At 50.3% G+C, this 16,374-nt stretch carries 18 protein-coding genes and 1 pseudogene; 4 read left to right on the forward strand and 15 right to left on the reverse strand.

Annotated features, from left to right (window positions below; all coding sequences use genetic code 11):
- The first annotated feature begins 56 nt into the window (after positions 1 to 56).
- The 4 genes and pseudogenes from DWX91_RS09645 to DWX91_RS18105 all read left to right on the forward strand — a co-directional run bounded on the left by DWX91_RS09645 (position 57) and on the right by DWX91_RS18105 (position 2,444).
- Positions 57 to 521 (forward strand): methylglyoxal synthase, encoded by a 465-nt coding sequence (locus DWX91_RS09645; protein WP_117796860.1) that lies wholly within the window; start codon positions 57 to 59, stop codon positions 519 to 521.
- Between the two features lie 132 nt (positions 522 to 653).
- Positions 654 to 1,511, forward strand: a complete 858-nt coding sequence (locus DWX91_RS18095) for an MATE family efflux transporter (protein ID WP_412693876.1) — start codon at positions 654 to 656, stop codon at positions 1,509 to 1,511.
- Positions 1,412 to 1,921: pseudogene (locus DWX91_RS18100) on the forward strand (MATE family efflux transporter); the annotation flags it as partial. The gene DWX91_RS18095 and the pseudogene DWX91_RS18100, both read left to right, overlap by 100 nt.
- 274 nt (positions 1,922 to 2,195) lie before the next feature.
- Complete coding sequence (locus DWX91_RS18105; protein WP_353784466.1) at positions 2,196 to 2,444, forward strand: hypothetical protein; 249 nt, start codon at positions 2,196 to 2,198, stop codon at positions 2,442 to 2,444.
- 48 nt (positions 2,445 to 2,492) lie between these two features.
- Here DWX91_RS18105 and DWX91_RS09665 read toward each other — a convergent pair whose 3' ends face one another.
- The 15 genes from DWX91_RS09665 to DWX91_RS09730 form a co-directional block, all read right to left on the reverse strand.
- A complete protein-coding gene (locus DWX91_RS09665) occupies positions 2,493 to 2,699 on the reverse strand; it encodes a hypothetical protein (RefSeq protein WP_107000704.1) in 207 nt (68 codons plus the stop codon).
- A 436-nt stretch (positions 2,700 to 3,135) separates the two neighbouring features.
- The gene (locus DWX91_RS09670) at positions 3,136 to 3,414 is read right to left on the reverse strand and encodes a helix-turn-helix domain-containing protein (RefSeq protein ID WP_107000705.1); all 279 of its coding nucleotides are present in this window, start codon (positions 3,412 to 3,414) and stop codon (positions 3,136 to 3,138) included.
- 17 nt (positions 3,415 to 3,431) lie between these two features.
- Positions 3,432 to 4,562, reverse strand: a complete 1,131-nt coding sequence (locus DWX91_RS09675; RefSeq protein WP_107000706.1) for a type II toxin-antitoxin system HipA family toxin — start codon at positions 4,560 to 4,562, stop codon at positions 3,432 to 3,434.
- A gap of 364 nt (positions 4,563 to 4,926) precedes the next feature.
- A complete protein-coding gene (locus DWX91_RS09680; RefSeq protein WP_182430925.1) occupies positions 4,927 to 6,063 on the reverse strand; it encodes an alginate O-acetyltransferase AlgX-related protein in 1,137 nt (378 codons plus the stop codon).
- A 116-nt stretch (positions 6,064 to 6,179) separates the two neighbouring features.
- On the reverse strand, positions 6,180 to 6,962 hold the full coding sequence (locus DWX91_RS09685; RefSeq protein WP_284525768.1) for an MBOAT family O-acyltransferase: 783 nt from the start codon (positions 6,960 to 6,962) through the stop codon (positions 6,180 to 6,182).
- The gene (locus DWX91_RS18110) at positions 6,926 to 7,585 is read right to left on the reverse strand and encodes an MBOAT family O-acyltransferase (protein ID WP_284525767.1); all 660 of its coding nucleotides are present in this window, start codon (positions 7,583 to 7,585) and stop codon (positions 6,926 to 6,928) included. The genes DWX91_RS09685 and DWX91_RS18110 overlap by 37 nt, the downstream gene beginning before the upstream one ends.
- A gap of 137 nt (positions 7,586 to 7,722) precedes the next feature.
- Complete coding sequence (locus DWX91_RS09690; RefSeq protein WP_022360049.1) at positions 7,723 to 8,538, reverse strand: ABC transporter permease; 816 nt, start codon at positions 8,536 to 8,538, stop codon at positions 7,723 to 7,725.
- A gap of 18 nt (positions 8,539 to 8,556) precedes the next feature.
- Positions 8,557 to 9,111 carry a dTDP-4-dehydrorhamnose 3,5-epimerase gene (rfbC, locus tag DWX91_RS09695; protein WP_022360048.1) on the reverse strand — a complete coding sequence of 185 codons (555 nt, stop codon included), beginning with the start codon at positions 9,109 to 9,111 and terminating at the stop codon, positions 8,557 to 8,559.
- Between the two features lie 90 nt (positions 9,112 to 9,201).
- Positions 9,202 to 9,585: a DUF2304 domain-containing protein gene (locus DWX91_RS09700; RefSeq protein ID WP_022360047.1), complete on the reverse strand. Its 384-nt coding sequence runs from the start codon at positions 9,583 to 9,585 to the stop codon at positions 9,202 to 9,204.
- Between the two features lie 4 nt (positions 9,586 to 9,589).
- A complete protein-coding gene (locus tag DWX91_RS09705; RefSeq protein WP_107000710.1) occupies positions 9,590 to 10,327 on the reverse strand; it encodes a glycosyltransferase family 2 protein in 738 nt (245 codons plus the stop codon).
- Positions 10,317 to 11,267, reverse strand: coding sequence for a glycosyltransferase family 2 protein (locus tag DWX91_RS09710; RefSeq protein ID WP_118538697.1), 951 nt, complete (start codon positions 11,265 to 11,267; stop codon positions 10,317 to 10,319). The genes DWX91_RS09705 and DWX91_RS09710 overlap by 11 nt, the downstream gene beginning before the upstream one ends.
- The gene (locus DWX91_RS09715) at positions 11,264 to 12,112 is read right to left on the reverse strand and encodes a glycosyltransferase family A protein (protein ID WP_118538699.1); all 849 of its coding nucleotides are present in this window, start codon (positions 12,110 to 12,112) and stop codon (positions 11,264 to 11,266) included. Before DWX91_RS09715 ends, DWX91_RS09710 begins: the two co-directional genes overlap by 4 nt.
- Before the next feature lie 258 nt (positions 12,113 to 12,370).
- Positions 12,371 to 14,431 (reverse strand): DUF2142 domain-containing protein, encoded by a 2,061-nt coding sequence (locus DWX91_RS09720; protein ID WP_118538701.1) that lies wholly within the window; start codon positions 14,429 to 14,431, stop codon positions 12,371 to 12,373.
- A 128-nt stretch (positions 14,432 to 14,559) separates the two neighbouring features.
- Positions 14,560 to 15,279, reverse strand: coding sequence for an NTP transferase domain-containing protein (locus DWX91_RS09725; RefSeq protein ID WP_022360042.1), 720 nt, complete (start codon positions 15,277 to 15,279; stop codon positions 14,560 to 14,562).
- Positions 15,276 to 16,367, reverse strand: coding sequence for a pyridoxal-phosphate-dependent aminotransferase family protein (locus DWX91_RS09730; protein WP_118538703.1), 1,092 nt, complete (start codon positions 16,365 to 16,367; stop codon positions 15,276 to 15,278). The genes DWX91_RS09725 and DWX91_RS09730 overlap by 4 nt, the downstream gene beginning before the upstream one ends.
- Between the last annotated feature and the right edge of the window lie 7 nt (positions 16,368 to 16,374).

Consider the following 16,374-nt stretch of genomic DNA (forward strand, 5'->3'; position numbering starts at 1 on the left):
TTTTCTTGACAATATCCAGATGCTATGCAAAAATCATGGCAAAGGAGGATGATTCTATGGATTTTTTAACAATGACAATTCGAAAACAAAAAAATATTGCACTCATCGCACACGACAATAAAAAACGTGAACTCATCGACTGGTGTGAGGCGAACAAAGAGATCCTCAAAAAACATTTCTTATGCGGAACCGGCACAACCGCCCGCATGATTACGGAATATACCGGGCTTCCGGTCAAGGGCTATAACAGCGGTCCTCTGGGCGGCGACCAGCAGATCGGTGCAAAAGTCGTCGAGGGACAGGTTGATTTTATCATCTTCTTCTCCGATCCCCTGACCGCCCAGCCGCACGATCCGGATGTCAAGGCGCTTCTTCGAATCGCCCAGGTTTACGATATCCCGATCGCCAACAATAAAGCGACTGCCGATTTTATGATTACCTCGCCGCTGATGGATGAGGAGTATGAGCATGACATCATCAACTTCCATCAGAATATTAAAGAGCGGGCCAAGAAGCTGTAAAAAAACACATTCTCCCTTGTATTTATTTCCATTCTTCGGTACAATGGTCGTTACCGTTTATGAGAATACATACAAGGGAGATTTTTTATGTTACAGAAATTTTTTAAATACATTTTCCAAAGCATGGCGGGCATGCTGGGAATTTCCGTCTACATCCTCGCAGACACCTATTTTATCTCGGTCTACTCCGGTGCAGATGGTCTGGCGGTCTTAAATCTGATTTTACCGGTTTACGGACTGATCTATGCGATTGGAGCAATGATCGGGATCGGATCGGCGACCCGTTATGCGATCGATCGTGCGCAGGGCAAAAACGCCAGCTTCTATTTTCTCTCCGCCGTAACCTGGGATATTCTCATCAGCATTCCGCTGGTGCTGGCAGGCATTTTCATCCCGGATAAAATCTTGCAGCTTCTCGGCGCAGACGCGGGGCTGACCGCGCTCGGAAAGCAGTATCTCCGCATTATTCTGGCTGCCTCGCCTTTTTTTATGTCCAACTACGCATTCACGGCGTTTGCGCGCAATGACAGCGCTCCGGCGATCGCGATGCTCGGCTCCATCGCCGGAAGTATGTTCAACATCGTGTTTGACTACATCTTCATGTTTCCGGCAGGTCTGGGACTGACCGGCGCGGCGTTAGCGACGGCATTCTGCCCGCTTGTGACGATGAGCATCTGCGGCACGCACTACCTGGGAAAACACAATCAGGTCGGATTCCGTTTTCGCGCTCCATCCCTGCGCCACCTGATCGCCTGCTGCCAGCTCGGCGTATCCGCCTTTGTCGGCGAAATATCCTCCGCCGTGATCGCGATCGTCTTTAATTTCCTGCTTCTGGACTCGCCGGAAATGTCGGTGTCGCCGCTTACGGCGTCACTGCCAATCTCTCCGTCGTTGCCATGTGCCTGTTCAACGGACTCGCGCAGGGCACGCAGCCGCTCATCAGCGAAAGCTACGGAAAAGGCGATCACACGCAGAGCCGCCAGTTCCTGACCTGGGGCGTCATCGCCTGCCTGATCGTGGAAGCGATCATTCTGGTGCTGACCTGGAGCATGACCGATCCACTGATCCAGATCTTCAACCAGGAGCAGAACGCCGAACTTCTGCATTACGCCCACAGCGGGCTCCGGCTGTATTTCCTGGGCTTTCTCTTTGCTGGCATCAACATCCTGCTGGTTGCCTATTTTTCCGCCGTCGCGCAGCCAAAACCAGCCATCGCCGGTTCTCTGCTGCGCGGGGCCGTCGCTATCATCCCCTGCGCTGTCACACTGGCGCGCCTGTTTGGGCTGAACGGCGTCTGGCTGTCTTTCCTGGCGTCGGAAATGATCACTTTCTTCGCTATTTTGCTGCTGGCAAGGCTGGGACATACTTCCAAAGAATCACATAATTTTAAAAAAATTTAATTTTTTCTCAAAAAATATTTGACACTTTACATCATCGTAGTATATTGATGAAAAATCGAACACACCAAAACCGTTGAAGCGGAGATCAAAGCAGCATATGCGCGCACAGAGAGTCCGGGAGGCTGAGAACCGGGTCGAGATGCAGGCTGCCCAATGGACCGCTGATGGCGCAGCCAAAAACTGGATATATTTTCAGCCTAGTACTCTGCGACGTAGGGCTTATGTTAGTTGCCGGAGATATGCAGGTATCTCGCAAAGCGCATGAAATCACTCCATGAATCAAGGTGGCACCGGCGTCCGGAGTGAGATCACGACCGATATCGGCGCGATGGTAAATCTGATAAAAGAAGAAAGCGATATCCCGTGTGCCGTATGTGGCAGAATACGTGAAATCAATGAAAAACGCGATTCGGTAAAAAAAAGAAAACCGTCTGTAAAAGAATCTTTCATTCTTTCTCAGACGGTTTTCTTTTTCTGGCTTCAGAAGCCTTGTTCTGTCGTAAATGCTTTAGGTTGGTGGTAACTCATCCAATTCTGCCGGATGGTTATAAGCTTGCGAGCAGATTATCCATTACATTTCGCACAGAAACTCTTTTTCTACTTCTGCCTCAGACTCGGTATAACCTAACTGTGCAGCTAAACGATGTACCAGTACCGGCATTGCTTCCTGCTCTAAGGACTCGGAAACTACATGCTTTTCTGCTGGTGTGTTGTAATATGCCTGATATAAATTCTCCTGATATAAACCGTTATTGAATGTTCTTGTTGCTTTCATCATGATAATTACCTCCATCAAATAAAATTATATTTTTTCATATGATAGGCGGAAATCCATTGCAATATTCTTATGATACTATTACGATATCCGTCTGTGAAAATCTCTTGTTTCTTTCGATGGCAATAATATAACACTGTCAAACAAAAAGTACCATCCCCGGAAGTGGTATAAACTTATAAGTCATTTGCAATTATATAAACATAAGTTAATATATGTAATAAGTACCAATTTTGACACCCTGACTATGTACAAAAGTTACAAAAACAGCCATACTTGAAATATAAACAAAAACGTCCGGCGGCGATTTGCGGATTTGTGCATCCCGCCTAAAAAAGAATGTACCTTGGCTCATTCGGGCGTCTCGCGCGGTCGCCTGCGAACGGTTCTGGCAGGGCTACGCGGATGGGTGCTGCCTACACAATGCGTGAACGGTGGCTTAACGGGATTCGCGGATTACCTCCTCAATATTTTTGTACGGAACCCGCGTAAAAAGCCCCCGCAGCTCTTCCGCCAAATCCAGTGCCATCGCGATTTTTGTGAGTGACAAAAGGGAAATCTGCCCCGTCGCCTCAAATCGCTTAATTGAGCCATAACTCACCCCACTCATGTCCGCCAGTCTCTGCTGTGAAATAGCGCGGCGTTTCCGGATGTTACGCAGCCGTGATGCCAGTTTCTGATCCAGTTCATCTGCAGTTTCCCAGATAAGTGCTTCCATATTGCTCTCCTGCCTCTCTAAAGATAATGACCTAACATGTCCTGCACACATGTACGAATCTGTTTTATCATTTCCATGCATCTCGTTTTTTTCATTCCGGCTGCAAGCCCAACTGCAAGCAGCTCCTTCTCACCCGGATTTCGTCCATTGCCATCTACGCTGGTCGTATGTTCCCCATAATATGTGTTGCTGTACGTCAGATCATACGCTGGTCCCAGGCGCCATTGCTCTTCCTCCTCCCGATATATATAAGTAAAATTCTTTGAATGATCATCCCGGTTGTGGGCAAACACATTAAAACACATACGGCGGAACATGTTTTCTATATCTTCTGCCTTCCCATTCGTCAATATTTTCGTTAATTTCATCAATTGATGGTAATCCAGACTTGGCTGTTCAAAATCCAGTTCTAATAACGCCGCTGCCGTCAGCATATGAACCCGCTTTACCATCCCATTTTCTATTTCCCGATCAAATCGTCTGGTTCCAAAATATCCTTTGCATCGCCTTGAGGGAAACAATCTCGATTCACTCATGACAATTCCGCACTGTTTTGCACAGCACGCATAGTCATACTCCATCTTCCCTGCATCTTTTCCATCTATATGTGCCGGAAATTTAATCAGCCAGTCCTCTCCCTGAATCTGCGTCATGATTTTTGGGCGCGCACCTCCGCTTGTACCGCCCAGCCGGTACAGTTCATCCAATTTGTCCGAGTATTCGGTATTTAATATTTTCTGGCAGGCCTCCGCAAGTTCGTCCAGATTATCATTTTTCTCCTCAACCGAAAGTTCCCGCTGCGGACGATAGGTCAACGCCCCCATCCCAGATCTTCCCACAACCGCCAGCCGGTCTAACACTGTCCAATCGTCTGGCTGCTGCTTATGCGCCAGCAAAAGACGCCGCAAAAGCAGGCGCCCCCACGCATCTGGCAGGCTATCCGCAAACACCCCAAACAAACCTTCAAAATAATCCTTATTTGGAATAAACACCTGCTTTTTCAAAGGCAGTGAAAACGGACTGATCGAAAATCCCTCTTCCAGCCATGCATCATCATACTCAAATGCCACCTTGTGATTCGCTGTTAATGCAAGAGTTCCTACCAGTCTGTCTTCATACATAACCTGAAGTTTCTTTCCTGTCTCCATCCGCCCTATCCTTTCTCCTTTATTATCCCATAAACACAAACTTTAGGGAAATTCTATTTTAATTTTTTCCATTTAAATCATGGATAATATATTATCCATTAATGCTATTTTTTATTTGTTTTGTATAATATATTATCCATTTATTTTAATCTATCCACCCCTGATTTTCAAGCCTTCTACCTTCGCTTTTCAAAATTTCCCTCTTTACATCCTCTTCCATTTTTTTATAATAACCCTCGCGCAACAAAATATGGAATCAAGAGGCATAAAAAAAGAATCACCCGAACTAGCACTTTACGAGTGATTCTTTTTATTTAGTTTTAAAAAAACTTTGCATCCCCCTTCCGCCCGGACATCCGGCACCTTACCCGTCCTTCTCCGGCACCTCATCCCGCCAGACAACCGTCTCCACATCCTCAAACAGCTCCTGGTTGCGCTCGACCGTCAGATAGACAAAATCATCCGGCTGGTATTCATCCAGAAACGCCTCCGTGTATGTGTCAAAGGTCGCAAACACCGTTTTCCGGTATAGCTTCGGCATAAAATATTTAAGGTTCTGGCTAAAGGAATCGCCTACCACCAGAAGTGTTTTATCATTCGGCGAATCCGACTCAAATACTGCAAAGCTGTTGTCCTCGTTCATATCCACCGTCGTAGCCGTCACCTCCGGCAGATAATTCTGAATCACATATTCGGTATCGTCGCTGTACTCTGCTGCCATGTTAAGCATCCGCGCCAGGTCTCCGGACGCCGGTCCTGCCGCCTCAATCGAGACTGCACTGAGCGGTGTAGAGGTTCCAAGCAAAGTCTGTGCAATCTGCTGGCTTCCGATAAAAGAGCCGATCTGGTTCCAGTGCGTATCATATTTGTAATAAAGCTGATACGTGTCCGCCTCTTTCAGAAGCTCCGGCTTCATGTCATACACCGGAAGTCCCTGCGCCGCAAGCTCCGGGAGCGCCGCATCCAGACGCGACTCACTTCCGTATACCCGGACCGAATCCGGCATATATTCCGCATAGACACTTTCCTTGTTGGGTGCCTCAAACATCACAAACCGGATGCCGCGCTCTTTCATTTTCTCGTTTACCGAGGTAATCGCGTCCGCCAGCGCTGTTTTCTCATCCGCCGTATAGAGATTTGTCCGCTGATAATCCGCCAGCGCATCCTCGCCGTCCTCCGAAACGGTGTAAAACAGCCAGTTTTCTTTTCCGACCGTCACATCCGAAATCGAGCTTTCATTTAAAAGCTCCAGATCCAGCTTTGTCTTCGCCTTGACAAACAGATTTTTAAACGGAACATGGTCGTTGTAATACGCTTCAAATTCCGTCGGAATATTGTCAAAATTGGCAGCCGACAGTTCCGGAAAGGATGCCAATTCCCTGTTTTCATAATTCTGCTGGTCCAGATGGCTCCTAACCGCCGGATAGACAAGCGTCGGCAACACCAGGCTCGCCGCAAAGGAACCAATCAGAAGTATTTTTGTCCCTGTCTCTCGATTCATATCTCTCGTTTTCTTCTCCCTGCATGAATCCATCTTTCTGTACTTTCACGCCCTGCCGCCCATGCTTTCATTTTTATGTTCTCATTGCACAGGCAAGCATGCTTTCTACACTGCTTTTAAAAACGGAAATAAATAAATGGATTGTATGTATTGTTGACAAGCAGCAAAATGGAAAACCACAGGATCGCCATGTAGCCGATCCAGCTTGCGACCGTCACCGAGCCATCCTGCGCCAGCACGCGCCCTTTCCATTTCATCCAAAACCACTGCACCGGACCACATGCCAGCAGCGCCGCCGCCAGAAACATCCAGAGTTTCCGGTTCATGTAGCGTTCCATCAAAACGACTGCGCTGTGCGGCACAAACATATACCGGATAAAGGAAAATGCCTGCCCGATCGTGTCCGCGCGGAAGAAAATCCAGCCGATCAGCACGACAAACACCGCATAGATATGCGCCAACGGCCGGAATTTCTCCTGCTTCAGCCATTTTCCCAGAAAACAGCGCTCCAGCACGTTGAAAAAGCCATGGTAAATGCCCCAGAAAATGAACGTCCAGCCCGCTCCGTGCCAGATGCCGGTCAGCAGAAAGACCGTCCAAAGGTTGACATACGTCCGCGCCGTGCCCCTCCTGTTTCCGCCGAGCGGAATGTACACGTACTCTTTAAACCAGCTGGAGAGGGAAATATGCCATTTCCGCCAGAAATCCTGGATCGAAGTCGCTGTGTACGGCAGCCGGAAGTTTTCAATAAATGTAAAGCCAAACATTTTTCCAAGCCCAATCGCCATGTCCGAATAGCCGGAAAAATCGAAATAAATCTGCAGCATATAGAGAAGCGCCGTCAGCCAGAGCATCGCCTGGCTCACATCCGCCGCCTGATACGCGTAGACCGCGTCCACCACCTCGGCAAAGGTATTTGCAGGATGACCTTCTTTCCCAGACCGAAAATAAAGCGTTTCACGCCGTAAGAAAAGCCCTCCAGCGTGACGGTCCGGTTTTCGATCTGCTCCTCGATGTCATGGTATTTCACGATGGGTCCCGCTATGAGCTGCGGGAAGAAGGAAATATAAAGCATCATGTTGAGCGGATTTTTCTGCGCCTGATTTTCGCCCCGGTACACATCCACCACGTAGGAAAGCGCCTGGAAGGTATAGAAGGAAATTCCGATCGGCAGCGTCACCTGAATCGCCGGAAGCGCTATATCAAACCCGCGAAGCAGCGGATTCAGCACCTCGGCGAGGAAATTGTAATATTTAAAATAGCCGAGGAGCAGAAGATTGAGCGTCACGCAGAGCGCCAAAAGCCATCTCTTTTTCCCGAATTTCTCCACCAGACGCCCGAAACCGTAGTTGAGCAGAACCGAAAAAATCATGAGCACCACATACCGCGGTTCGCCCCAGGCATAGAAAAAGAGGCTGAATACGGTCAGGATGCCGTTTTTGAACGGTTTGGGGCTCACGTAGTAGAGGAGCAGGATGCAGGGGAGAAGAACCCATAGGAAGATGATTGAACTGAAAACCATTTTATGTAAACTCCTATTGATAAGTTGTCGCAGAAGGGAGCTGCCGGAGGCGGCACTGGCAGCTTCTCAGATTATCGTTGTTCGCATCTCGATAATCCAATAGCTGTCAACACCATCTACAGCAGCTCCCTTCCCATCTACAGTACGTCTGAAAAATGGGGACGAAGTTTTTTGAATACCTTCAGTCCTATTATCATCAAAATAAATGTTACCACCCAGAAATAAATCGTCATCGTCGGCCGCTCGAAGAACCAGCTTCCCGTAAGCATGCTGTCGCGGTAGCCTGCGGCGATGTAGTAGAATGGATTAAGCTTGAATACCCACTCCAGCCAGGATGCGCGGCTGGTGAAGATTGCCTCGTCGTACATGATCGGGGTCAGCCACATGCCGAACTGGAGGCAGATGCCGACGATCTGCGCCATATCTTTAAAGAACACCTGCACGGCGCTGGTAAAATAGGTAAGCGCCAGTCCAAGCATCGACGCCGCAAAGGAATAGTATAACACCTGAATCCAGGTTGCAGACGGCATACGCCCGTCAATCAGGTACAGCCCCGCCATAATGATCAGGAAGCAGGCATGTACCAGGAAACAGGAGATAAGCTTGATAACCGGAAGCATCTCCACCTGGAATACTACCTTTTTAACCAGATAATGGTACTCCTGCAGGCAGTTTGTGCCCGTATTTAAAATCTCGCTGAAATAAAACCACGGGATGATACCCGGCGTCAGCCAGATGACATAGGTCGCCCCCGGAACCGGCGGCGCATTTTTCATGCCATGTTCACCGAAGATGAACGCATAGATCGCGATCGTAACCATCGGCTGGATAAACATCCAGACAATTCCAAAGTACGAGCCGACAAAGCGCTTGCGGAAATCCGCCTTGGCAAGCTCGGTGACCAATTTTCTTTTTCCTATCAGTTCCCGAAACAGGGAAATCAGTTCCCGCATTCTATCCTAACTCCATTCTTAAAATTTGAATGCATCCCGGAAGCCGCCCCATTTCTGGTCTTTCTCCGAAATAATCAACTCCATGCCTTCCTCGATCGGCCACTCAACGCCAATCTCCGGATCGTTCCATGCCATACCGCCCTCATCGCCAGGATGATAAAAATCGGTACATTTGTATGCAAATTCTGCCTCATCGGACAGTACCAGGAAGCCGTGTGCAAATCCTTCCGGAATGTAGAACTGCTTCTTGTTCTCCGCGGAAAGAACCACGCCAAACCATTTTCCGTAGGTCTCAGAACCAGTACGAAGGTCTACCGCCACATCAAATACGGTACCACGCACTGCACGCACCAGCTTGCCCTGCGGATACTGTTTCTGGTAATGAAGTCCGCGCAGAACGCCCTTGACAGACATGGACTGGTTGTCCTGTACAAATACCATGTCGAGTCCCGCCTCATGGAAATCGTTCTGATTGTATGTCTCCATAAAATAACCGCGCTCGTCCTTGAAAACAGTCGGTTCAATTACATAAAGTCCCTTGATGTCACATGGTGTTACTTTAATCTTTCCCATTTTTCTATCTCCTTCTTATGCAGGTATTTCAATTCATTTTTCAATACGTAACTGGCATCATCCTTTTCGGCTGTGCCATCTTTAACTATATCATTCGTTTTTCTGGCTGACAACCTTTTTTACAGATGTTTGTGCCTCTTTCCCCCGCTCATTTTCATCCAGCGCAATCTTCTGCGCCAGATCCTTGATCTTCGTCTCCAGCTGCGACTGTTTGATCGACATATGGAACATTTTCACAATCAGGAGGAAAATAACCGCCAGATAGATAAAATTGGCAGTCGTGTACGTTCCCGCCAGCTCCGCCAAAAGATCCGGCAGCCCCGGAAAGATACTGAACACAATGAGAATGGACGAGAATCCCAGCCAGAAAATCGAATCCTCGATCTGGAGTTTTGACTGCCGGATCTTCCGCATAATCATAAAGGTTGTCAGGATCGACACGACGATCAGGACAACTCTGAGTGTTGGCGTCATGGCGCTACCTCCTCTTTCTGAAATTCTGGATTAACAGAATCGAAATCAGCATTTTAAGCATATACCGCATCGCATTGACCGGTGTCAGGTAACTGACTCCCAGAATCCGTTCATCCATGATGACCGGCACCTCCGCCACCCGCGCGCCCTGGCGGATCAGGTAGGAAACGGTGTCCGGCTCCGGACCGTAGTTAAGCCCCGATGCAAATTCGCGGATCATGCGCTTGCTGAACATCCGCATTCCCGAGGTCGGATCCTTGATATTGACACCAGTTGTGAAGCGGATCGCCATCTCGATCAGATTACTTCCAAGCATCCGCATCGTAAATGGCTTTTTCTCCCCGACAAACCGGGAACCGATGACGATATCGTAACCTTCTTCCATTTTCTTGATCATGGATTCCAGATACTCCGGACGGTGCTGTCCGTCTCCATCGAGCTGGACCGCATATTGATATCCGTACTTGTCGGCATATTTAAGTCCCGCCTGAAATGCCCCCGCCAGTCCCAGATTGACCGGAAGGTTCAACAGATTATATCCATTTCTCTGGCAGATCGCCGCCGTCTCATCGCGCGATCCGTCATTGACGACCACATAATCATACTGCGGAAAATTAGCAGTCAGATGGTTCACAACCCGCTCTATATTTTCGGCTTCGTTGTACGCCGGTATGACTATTAAAAGTTCGGCTTTTTCCGCCCCAGACGCTTCTTCTGTGGACAATAACGCCTTATCTTCCATCGCCCGCTTCTCCTTCCCAGTATGCCGGATTCATCGTCAGGCTTCGAATCAGGCCCTCCGGCAGCTTTTTATAATGCTTTCCCAGCCAGTACCCGGCATATTTACTTCCGCTCGCCATCACAAGCTGCGGCAGAAGAAGCACATGACCATTTTCCACCAGCCATTTCGCTGTTTTCTTCACCAGACGGATTCCCTCGCCCTCCGAATGAAGGCGCCCAAACACCTCGGGGTGATCCGCCTGCGATACGCCAAGGTCGAAATTCCGGTGCAGCTGCTGCATCGCCGTATAATTGTGGGAATGGATGACCTGCGCGTCCGCCGCGTAGGCAATCTGATACCCGGCTTCCACCGCGTGTCCGGCAAAAATCATATCCTCGTTGAAAATGGTTTTCTTCGTAAATCCGCCAAGCTTCAGGTAAATATCCCGCCGGTATGCCGCGCAGACATTGGAACAGAAATACGTCTTGATTCCCAGCTCGTCCTCGTCCTCTTTCCCTTTCAGACGGCTCACCGCCGGATAATTAAAGTCCCTCGTATACCGTTCAATCACACCGCAGTCCGCCGCCGGAAGCTGTCTCGCATATGCTGCCGCCACACATTCCGAAGCATCCAGCGCCTCCAGAAGCTCTTTTACCAGATTCCGGTCATACGGCACGCAGTCGTGCGTCATGCAGATGCAGACATCCGCATCTGATTTCAAAATTCCCTCATGGCGCGTCCTTCCATGGTCAAATTCCGACTGGCGGATATGGCACACGGTCAGCTTCGTATCTTCCCCCTCAAATAAGGACTCAAACCGCTCAGCATCCCAGTACTTTTCTTCCGTATTCATGATGATCACACGTTCCACCGGCACACTCTGTTCCAACAGCCGCCGCAGAAGTTTTTCCAGCTTATCCCCCGGTTTGAACGTAGGTATAATCACATCGGCTTTTCTCATTTTTCGTACTCCTTATAGGCTTTTCTGTAAAAATGCATCAGAATCTTTACCATCCAGTCCGGCCACATTTTCCGGAACATCGCCATCTCATCCGCCGGGCGCCGGTTGTCCTCGATGCAGGCTTTCGTCGTCGCCGCCGCATGGACGCGGTAGGCAATCAGCGGTTTTTCCGAACAGATAAAACGCCCTTTTTTGCCCGCCAGCTCGTAAAGGTTGTCCCAGTCCAGCGCAAAATCATACTCCGAATGGAACATATCGTCCCCAATCTGTTCTTTATTGTACGTGCAGGACGGACAGCAGATCGAATTGCCAAACCAGACACTGCTCCGCTTGATCCAGGTGCGGTCCGCCAGAAAATGGAAACGCAGCGGCAGGCGCAGTATCTTTTTTACCAGCCAGACCATGTTAAATGACTCCGGAATGGCTTTCATTTCCCCCTCTTTCTCCGTCATGCGGATCGTGAGATAATCGCTCGCAAACAGCAGCAGATCCGGATATTTCTTCCATGCTTTTAAAAGCTTTTCGGCATAATCGCTGCGGTATCGGTCGTCCTGATGCGCGATCGTGACGAAACGCCCCTGCGCTTTTCCATAGGCAAACATCCAGTCCTCACGGATATTGCTCGCCCCGTCCCGCACATAGAGCGGCACCTGATACCGCGCTGTCAGCTCCCGGATATAGCTGCTCGGCGTCGAGGTACAGCAGATCACCTCCGATTTGACCGTCTGGCTCGTCACCGAACGCAGACATTCTTCCAGATACGGCGAATCCTTGTATGCACAGACCGCAAATGTATGAATAATTTTCTGCTGCATCTCGTTTCCCTTTCTCTCTCGCTCTTTCATGCCCCACTTCTGCCTTCTCGTTTTTCAAGAGCGGTACCTGCTTGAATTTATTTTTGCCAGACTTATGATCGCTTTTAACGTTTCAAACATCTTTGCCTGTTACTGTTCACGCATACGTGCCCAGTAACGGAATTTGCCGTGGCTTCGCATTTAAATACGGCAAATTCCTGCTACCACCACGTTTTCTTACGGCACTTTCGGTTCCAAAAGTGCCTACCCGTATACAGTAACCTTTGCCTTCTTCTAGCTTGCTTATGCTTACCGGCAGAACTTCATCCAGATATCCAGATAAACCGTTGCCGCCAGAATCAGCGCCGCCGCCCCTAACACCAGCGCATGATAGTTTTTATTCTCCATCCGCACCATCACCCGCTCCGGGTTTAAAACGAGCCAGACAAGCGGCAGAAATGGCAGGTAATAGCGCCCCTGTACGCCGTCGATATAGGTATTACCCGGTCTGGTAAATGCGATGTACATCGAAGTCCAGACCAGCACCGCCGTTCCCACGCAGAGTATAAATATCCACAGCTTCTGTTTTTTTGACAGACGTTTTCCACAGGATGACTGCCCGGCTGTGAGGATAACGGCCGCCGAACCAGCATACAGCGCCCACGGAAATGACATCGTTCCCGTGTGTCCCAGAAGCCCCAGGGAATTTTCGCCCAGCACATAGGACGGAAGCGTCCGGAACAGGTTGCACATCAGCACCCATGCATAGGCAAGCGGCTGTCCCAGAATGTATGCCATCTGCCCTTTCTCGCTGGTGCTGTCGCCTCTCGTATCCCCGATATCGCGCGGCGCGATCAGAACCGGCAGGATGAAGGATAGCATCATCAGACCGCAGATCACGATAAATCCGCCCTTCATCAGGTACATTTCCCGTTTAGAACGGAACTTTTCTGCCGGAATCATCAGTCCCAGCAGAATGAGCGGCGCATATACCGCCTTGACGCGGCAGCCCCAGACAAAGGTAAGCACGATGAGCGCATACGCTTTCCAGTCCATTTTCCGCCCGCCAAGCGCCGCTTCCAGAATGCCCGCAAAAGACAGCCACAAAAACGCTGTGACGGTCGGATCATAGGAATATGCCCCCGCCAGCATCATCGGCTCAGGCATCAGCGCCAGAAATGCCAGGATTGCCTTGCCGACCGGTGTTTTTTTGATGGCAAAATACAAAACTGCCACATAGACATAGAGATTTCCCAGCCGCCCCAGCTTATACAGGATTCCAAATGGGATATGAAGCAGCCCGCCCGCTTTCAGCGCCAGCGCCGAACCCACATATCCGGTCATCGTCGTTTTGTTGAGATCCGTACTCCAGAGATGTTCACCGTGCCGGTAACCCGCATTCTGATTCAGATACGAAGTGAGCGCCGCCTGCTCGTCCCGACTCTCCGGCTGATTGTACGGCCAGGTATCTACGCCCGTCGTAAACTCCTGTAAAAGCGCCGGTTCCGCCTGCACCGGCGTCCGGTAATTTGCCATCCAGAATGCCTGCGCGAAATGCACTTCCTCATCCCAGCTCACCTTATTTGCTGGGAGCGACAGTGAAAATACTGTTCCAAACGTCAGGGAGATCAGCAGAAATCCAACCTCGATGCGCTTTGCCACGAAATCCCGGAAGCAGAGAAGTGCGATCAAAACCGCCGCCGCACACCAGAAAAGTCCCAGCCGGTACCAGTTGATACCTGCCCGCGCCACCGTCGCAAACCCGGTCAGTGCAAGCGGCATCCCGCCAAAATTCATGTAGGAAAGCCCTTCTTCGTCTAGATCCTCCCGCGTAATCAGAAGATCCACGTAGTCCAGCTTCCCATTCACCGGAACCGAAGAAAATTTCAGCACCCGGCAGTTGCGGTCCATGACCATCTTTGCGTCGTGCTCCCGCTGCTCGCCGTAGATGTTGCGGTAACCGAGGCGGACGGTGGCATTTAACAGACCATCGTAATCATAGTGGTAGAGAAACTGGCTGACATAGCTACCGTCCAGTGGAATGTGAAGATAACCGCTTGCATCCGAAAGCTGCAGCACCTCTGTATTTTCCACCTGCCGCCTATTCTCTCCAATGGTTTGCCCCGGCTCTCCGGTGATTTCACCCAAACCGTTCTTTTCTGTCTCTACCCGCTCAAATCCGCTCACCTGCACCTCGTCCAGAGCGATCGTCCGCGTCGCCTGCCGCGTCCATCCATTTGCCCGGAGCGCCGGGAAATTGCAGACAAACTCGCCCAGAACACCGATCACAAAGACTGCCACAAGCGCCAGAAGCAGCCGCAGCACATCTTTTTTCTCTATTCGATTGATAAAATGCCTGTTAAACTGCATCTGTACTTCTCCCTTATTTTTCCCGTTTAAATTCGGTAAATTTCTGCTGCCACCACGTTTTCTTACGGCACTTTCGGTTCCAAAAGCGCCTACCCGTGAACCGTGTTTTGTCTTTCAAATCAAGCGCTCTAGCGCACTATCTTCTCCACGCCCCTGTGTTCCAGGATGCGCTCATAATCCTCAATATAATCAACCTCCGCCCAGAAATGCCCGCTGACGTCCTCGACATAGACCGGCTGCTGCCCGGTCATGCTGTAAACAACATTTTCCCACCAGACGCCGTGCTCCTGGCGGTCGATCATCTCCTCCATCCGGCAGATAAATTCCGGCATAAATGCCGCTGAAAACCGTCCGATTCCGATGTACTCGCCCGTCACATCATCCCCGGTCAGCTCTTTTCCATATTTTTTCAAAATTCCATCTTCATAGAAGAACTTATAATCCGCTGTCTCCCGGCGGCTCTCGTCCGCAAACATCACCGGGCTCCTGCCCTGCGCGAGGATCCGGTCAAGCAATTTTTCCTCCAGGTATACGTCACCGTTCATGATCAGCAGATCGTCCCCTGTCAGGAACTCCTTCGCAAACCATGCAGACGCGATGCTGTTTGTCACATCGTAAAACGGGTTGTAGAAAAAGGAAACTCCCTTGTCTGCCAAGACCTCGCGGATCACCTGCGCCTCATAACCCAGCACGATGCCGATATCCTGGATGCCGCGGGAATGAAGCAGGTCAATCGTGTACTCGATCAGGCACTGCCCGCCGCCGATATCCACCGTACATTTTGGTTTTCCCGACAGATAACGCGAGATCCGGGTTCCCCGTCCCGCTGCCAGAATCAATACTTTCACAGAAGTCCCCTCCTTTGCATATCTTTCCATGCCGCAATCAGGCTGTCATTGTCTTCCGGCGTCAATGCGCCGATATGACCGACACGGAACACCGTGTCGGCAAGCGCGCCGCCGTTCGGGCAGATCCAGATGCCGTATTCATCCTTCAAAATCTCAAAAATCCGATGCGCTGAGACCGTTTTCCCCTCTTTGTCCACGCCCGTCGGGTGAAGCGGCGTCAATGCCGCCGAGAGAGAATTGGAAACGATCTCAAACGGAAGATCTTTTATTTTGCTTCGGAAATCCTCCGCCTGACAGCGGATCCGTGCCTGTTCTGCCGCAAGCCCTTTTTCCTCGATCATCGTCAGCCGTTTATGAAGCTGTAAAAGCACTCCGACCGCTGGTGTAAACGGCGTCTGCCCCCGCTCGCCATTTTTCAGATAGTCGCGCAGATCAAAATACATCGAGCGGACCGCCGTCTCCTGCACTCTCGCGATCGCACGCGCCCCCAGCACCAGAATCGAGAGTCCCGGCGGAAGTGCCAGCGCTTTCTGAGAACCGGTCAGCACCAGATCAACGCCCCATTTTCCCATCCAAAATGGATCGGCAAGAAACGAGCTGACCGCGTCAACCGCCAGAATCAGCTGGTTTCGTCTGCAAAAGTCCGAAATCAGCTCCATATCATAGAGAACGCCCGTGGAAGTCTCATGGACATTGACTAAAAATCCGGTAAATCCTTTTCCCTCATACGGTGCCAGGTCTTCTGCCCGAAGCGCCCGTCCGCTCTCCAGCTGGATCTCCTCATGAGGAACTTCATGGATCTCACAAATTTTCGCAAACCGCGCGCCAAAACTGCCGCCGTTTACGACCAGCACGCGGTCGCGCTCTGTAAAAAGGTTCATGACTGCCGCTTCCATCGCCGCCGTGCCCGAACCTGTCAGGAAAACCGCCCGCGCATCCTCAGGCGCCCCCGTGAACTGCTTCATCAGGCGCTCATTTTCCTTCATAATTGCAGAAAATTCCGGTGTGCGGAAATATGGTACTTCTTCCGCCCCGATCGCCCGGATTTCCTCGTCCATCTGAACCGGTCCTACCGCAAAATTAATCATACATTTC

Origin of the sequence: Clostridium sp. AF22-10 (assembly GCF_003478725.1) — a bacterium.
Lineage (GTDB): Bacteria > Bacillota > Clostridia > Lachnospirales > Lachnospiraceae > Otoolea > Otoolea fessa.

What these genes read in the sequence shown, in the direction of transcription:
- DWX91_RS09645 (WP_117796860.1), top strand. Translation starts at nt 57, where the DNA reads ATGGATTTTTTAACAATGACAATTCGAAAACAAAAAAATATTGCACTC.
- DWX91_RS18095 (WP_412693876.1), top strand. Translation starts at nt 654, where the DNA reads ATGCTGGGAATTTCCGTCTACATCCTCGCAGACACCTATTTTATCTCG.
- DWX91_RS18105 (WP_353784466.1), top strand. Translation starts at nt 2,196, where the DNA reads ATGAATCAAGGTGGCACCGGCGTCCGGAGTGAGATCACGACCGATATC.
- DWX91_RS09665 (WP_107000704.1), bottom strand. Translation starts at nt 2,699, where the DNA reads ATGATGAAAGCAACAAGAACATTCAATAACGGTTTATATCAGGAGAAT.
- DWX91_RS09670 (WP_107000705.1), bottom strand. Translation starts at nt 3,414, where the DNA reads ATGGAAGCACTTATCTGGGAAACTGCAGATGAACTGGATCAGAAACTG.
- DWX91_RS09675 (WP_107000706.1), bottom strand. Translation starts at nt 4,562, where the DNA reads ATGGAGACAGGAAAGAAACTTCAGGTTATGTATGAAGACAGACTGGTA.
- DWX91_RS09680 (WP_182430925.1), bottom strand. Translation starts at nt 6,063, where the DNA reads ATGAATCGAGAGACAGGGACAAAAATACTTCTGATTGGTTCCTTTGCG.
- DWX91_RS18110 (WP_284525767.1), bottom strand. Translation starts at nt 7,585, where the DNA reads ATGGTTTTCAGTTCAATCATCTTCCTATGGGTTCTTCTCCCCTGCATC.
- DWX91_RS09690 (WP_022360049.1), bottom strand. Translation starts at nt 8,538, where the DNA reads ATGCGGGAACTGATTTCCCTGTTTCGGGAACTGATAGGAAAAAGAAAA.
- rfbC (WP_022360048.1), bottom strand. Translation starts at nt 9,111, where the DNA reads ATGGGAAAGATTAAAGTAACACCATGTGACATCAAGGGACTTTATGTA.
- DWX91_RS09700 (WP_022360047.1), bottom strand. Translation starts at nt 9,585, where the DNA reads ATGACGCCAACACTCAGAGTTGTCCTGATCGTCGTGTCGATCCTGACA.
- DWX91_RS09705 (WP_107000710.1), bottom strand. Translation starts at nt 10,327, where the DNA reads ATGGAAGATAAGGCGTTATTGTCCACAGAAGAAGCGTCTGGGGCGGAA.
- DWX91_RS09710 (WP_118538697.1), bottom strand. Translation starts at nt 11,267, where the DNA reads ATGAGAAAAGCCGATGTGATTATACCTACGTTCAAACCGGGGGATAAG.
- DWX91_RS09715 (WP_118538699.1), bottom strand. Translation starts at nt 12,112, where the DNA reads ATGAAAGAGCGAGAGAGAAAGGGAAACGAGATGCAGCAGAAAATTATT.
- DWX91_RS09720 (WP_118538701.1), bottom strand. Translation starts at nt 14,431, where the DNA reads ATGCAGTTTAACAGGCATTTTATCAATCGAATAGAGAAAAAAGATGTG.
- DWX91_RS09730 (WP_118538703.1), bottom strand. Translation starts at nt 16,367, where the DNA reads ATGATTAATTTTGCGGTAGGACCGGTTCAGATGGACGAGGAAATCCGG.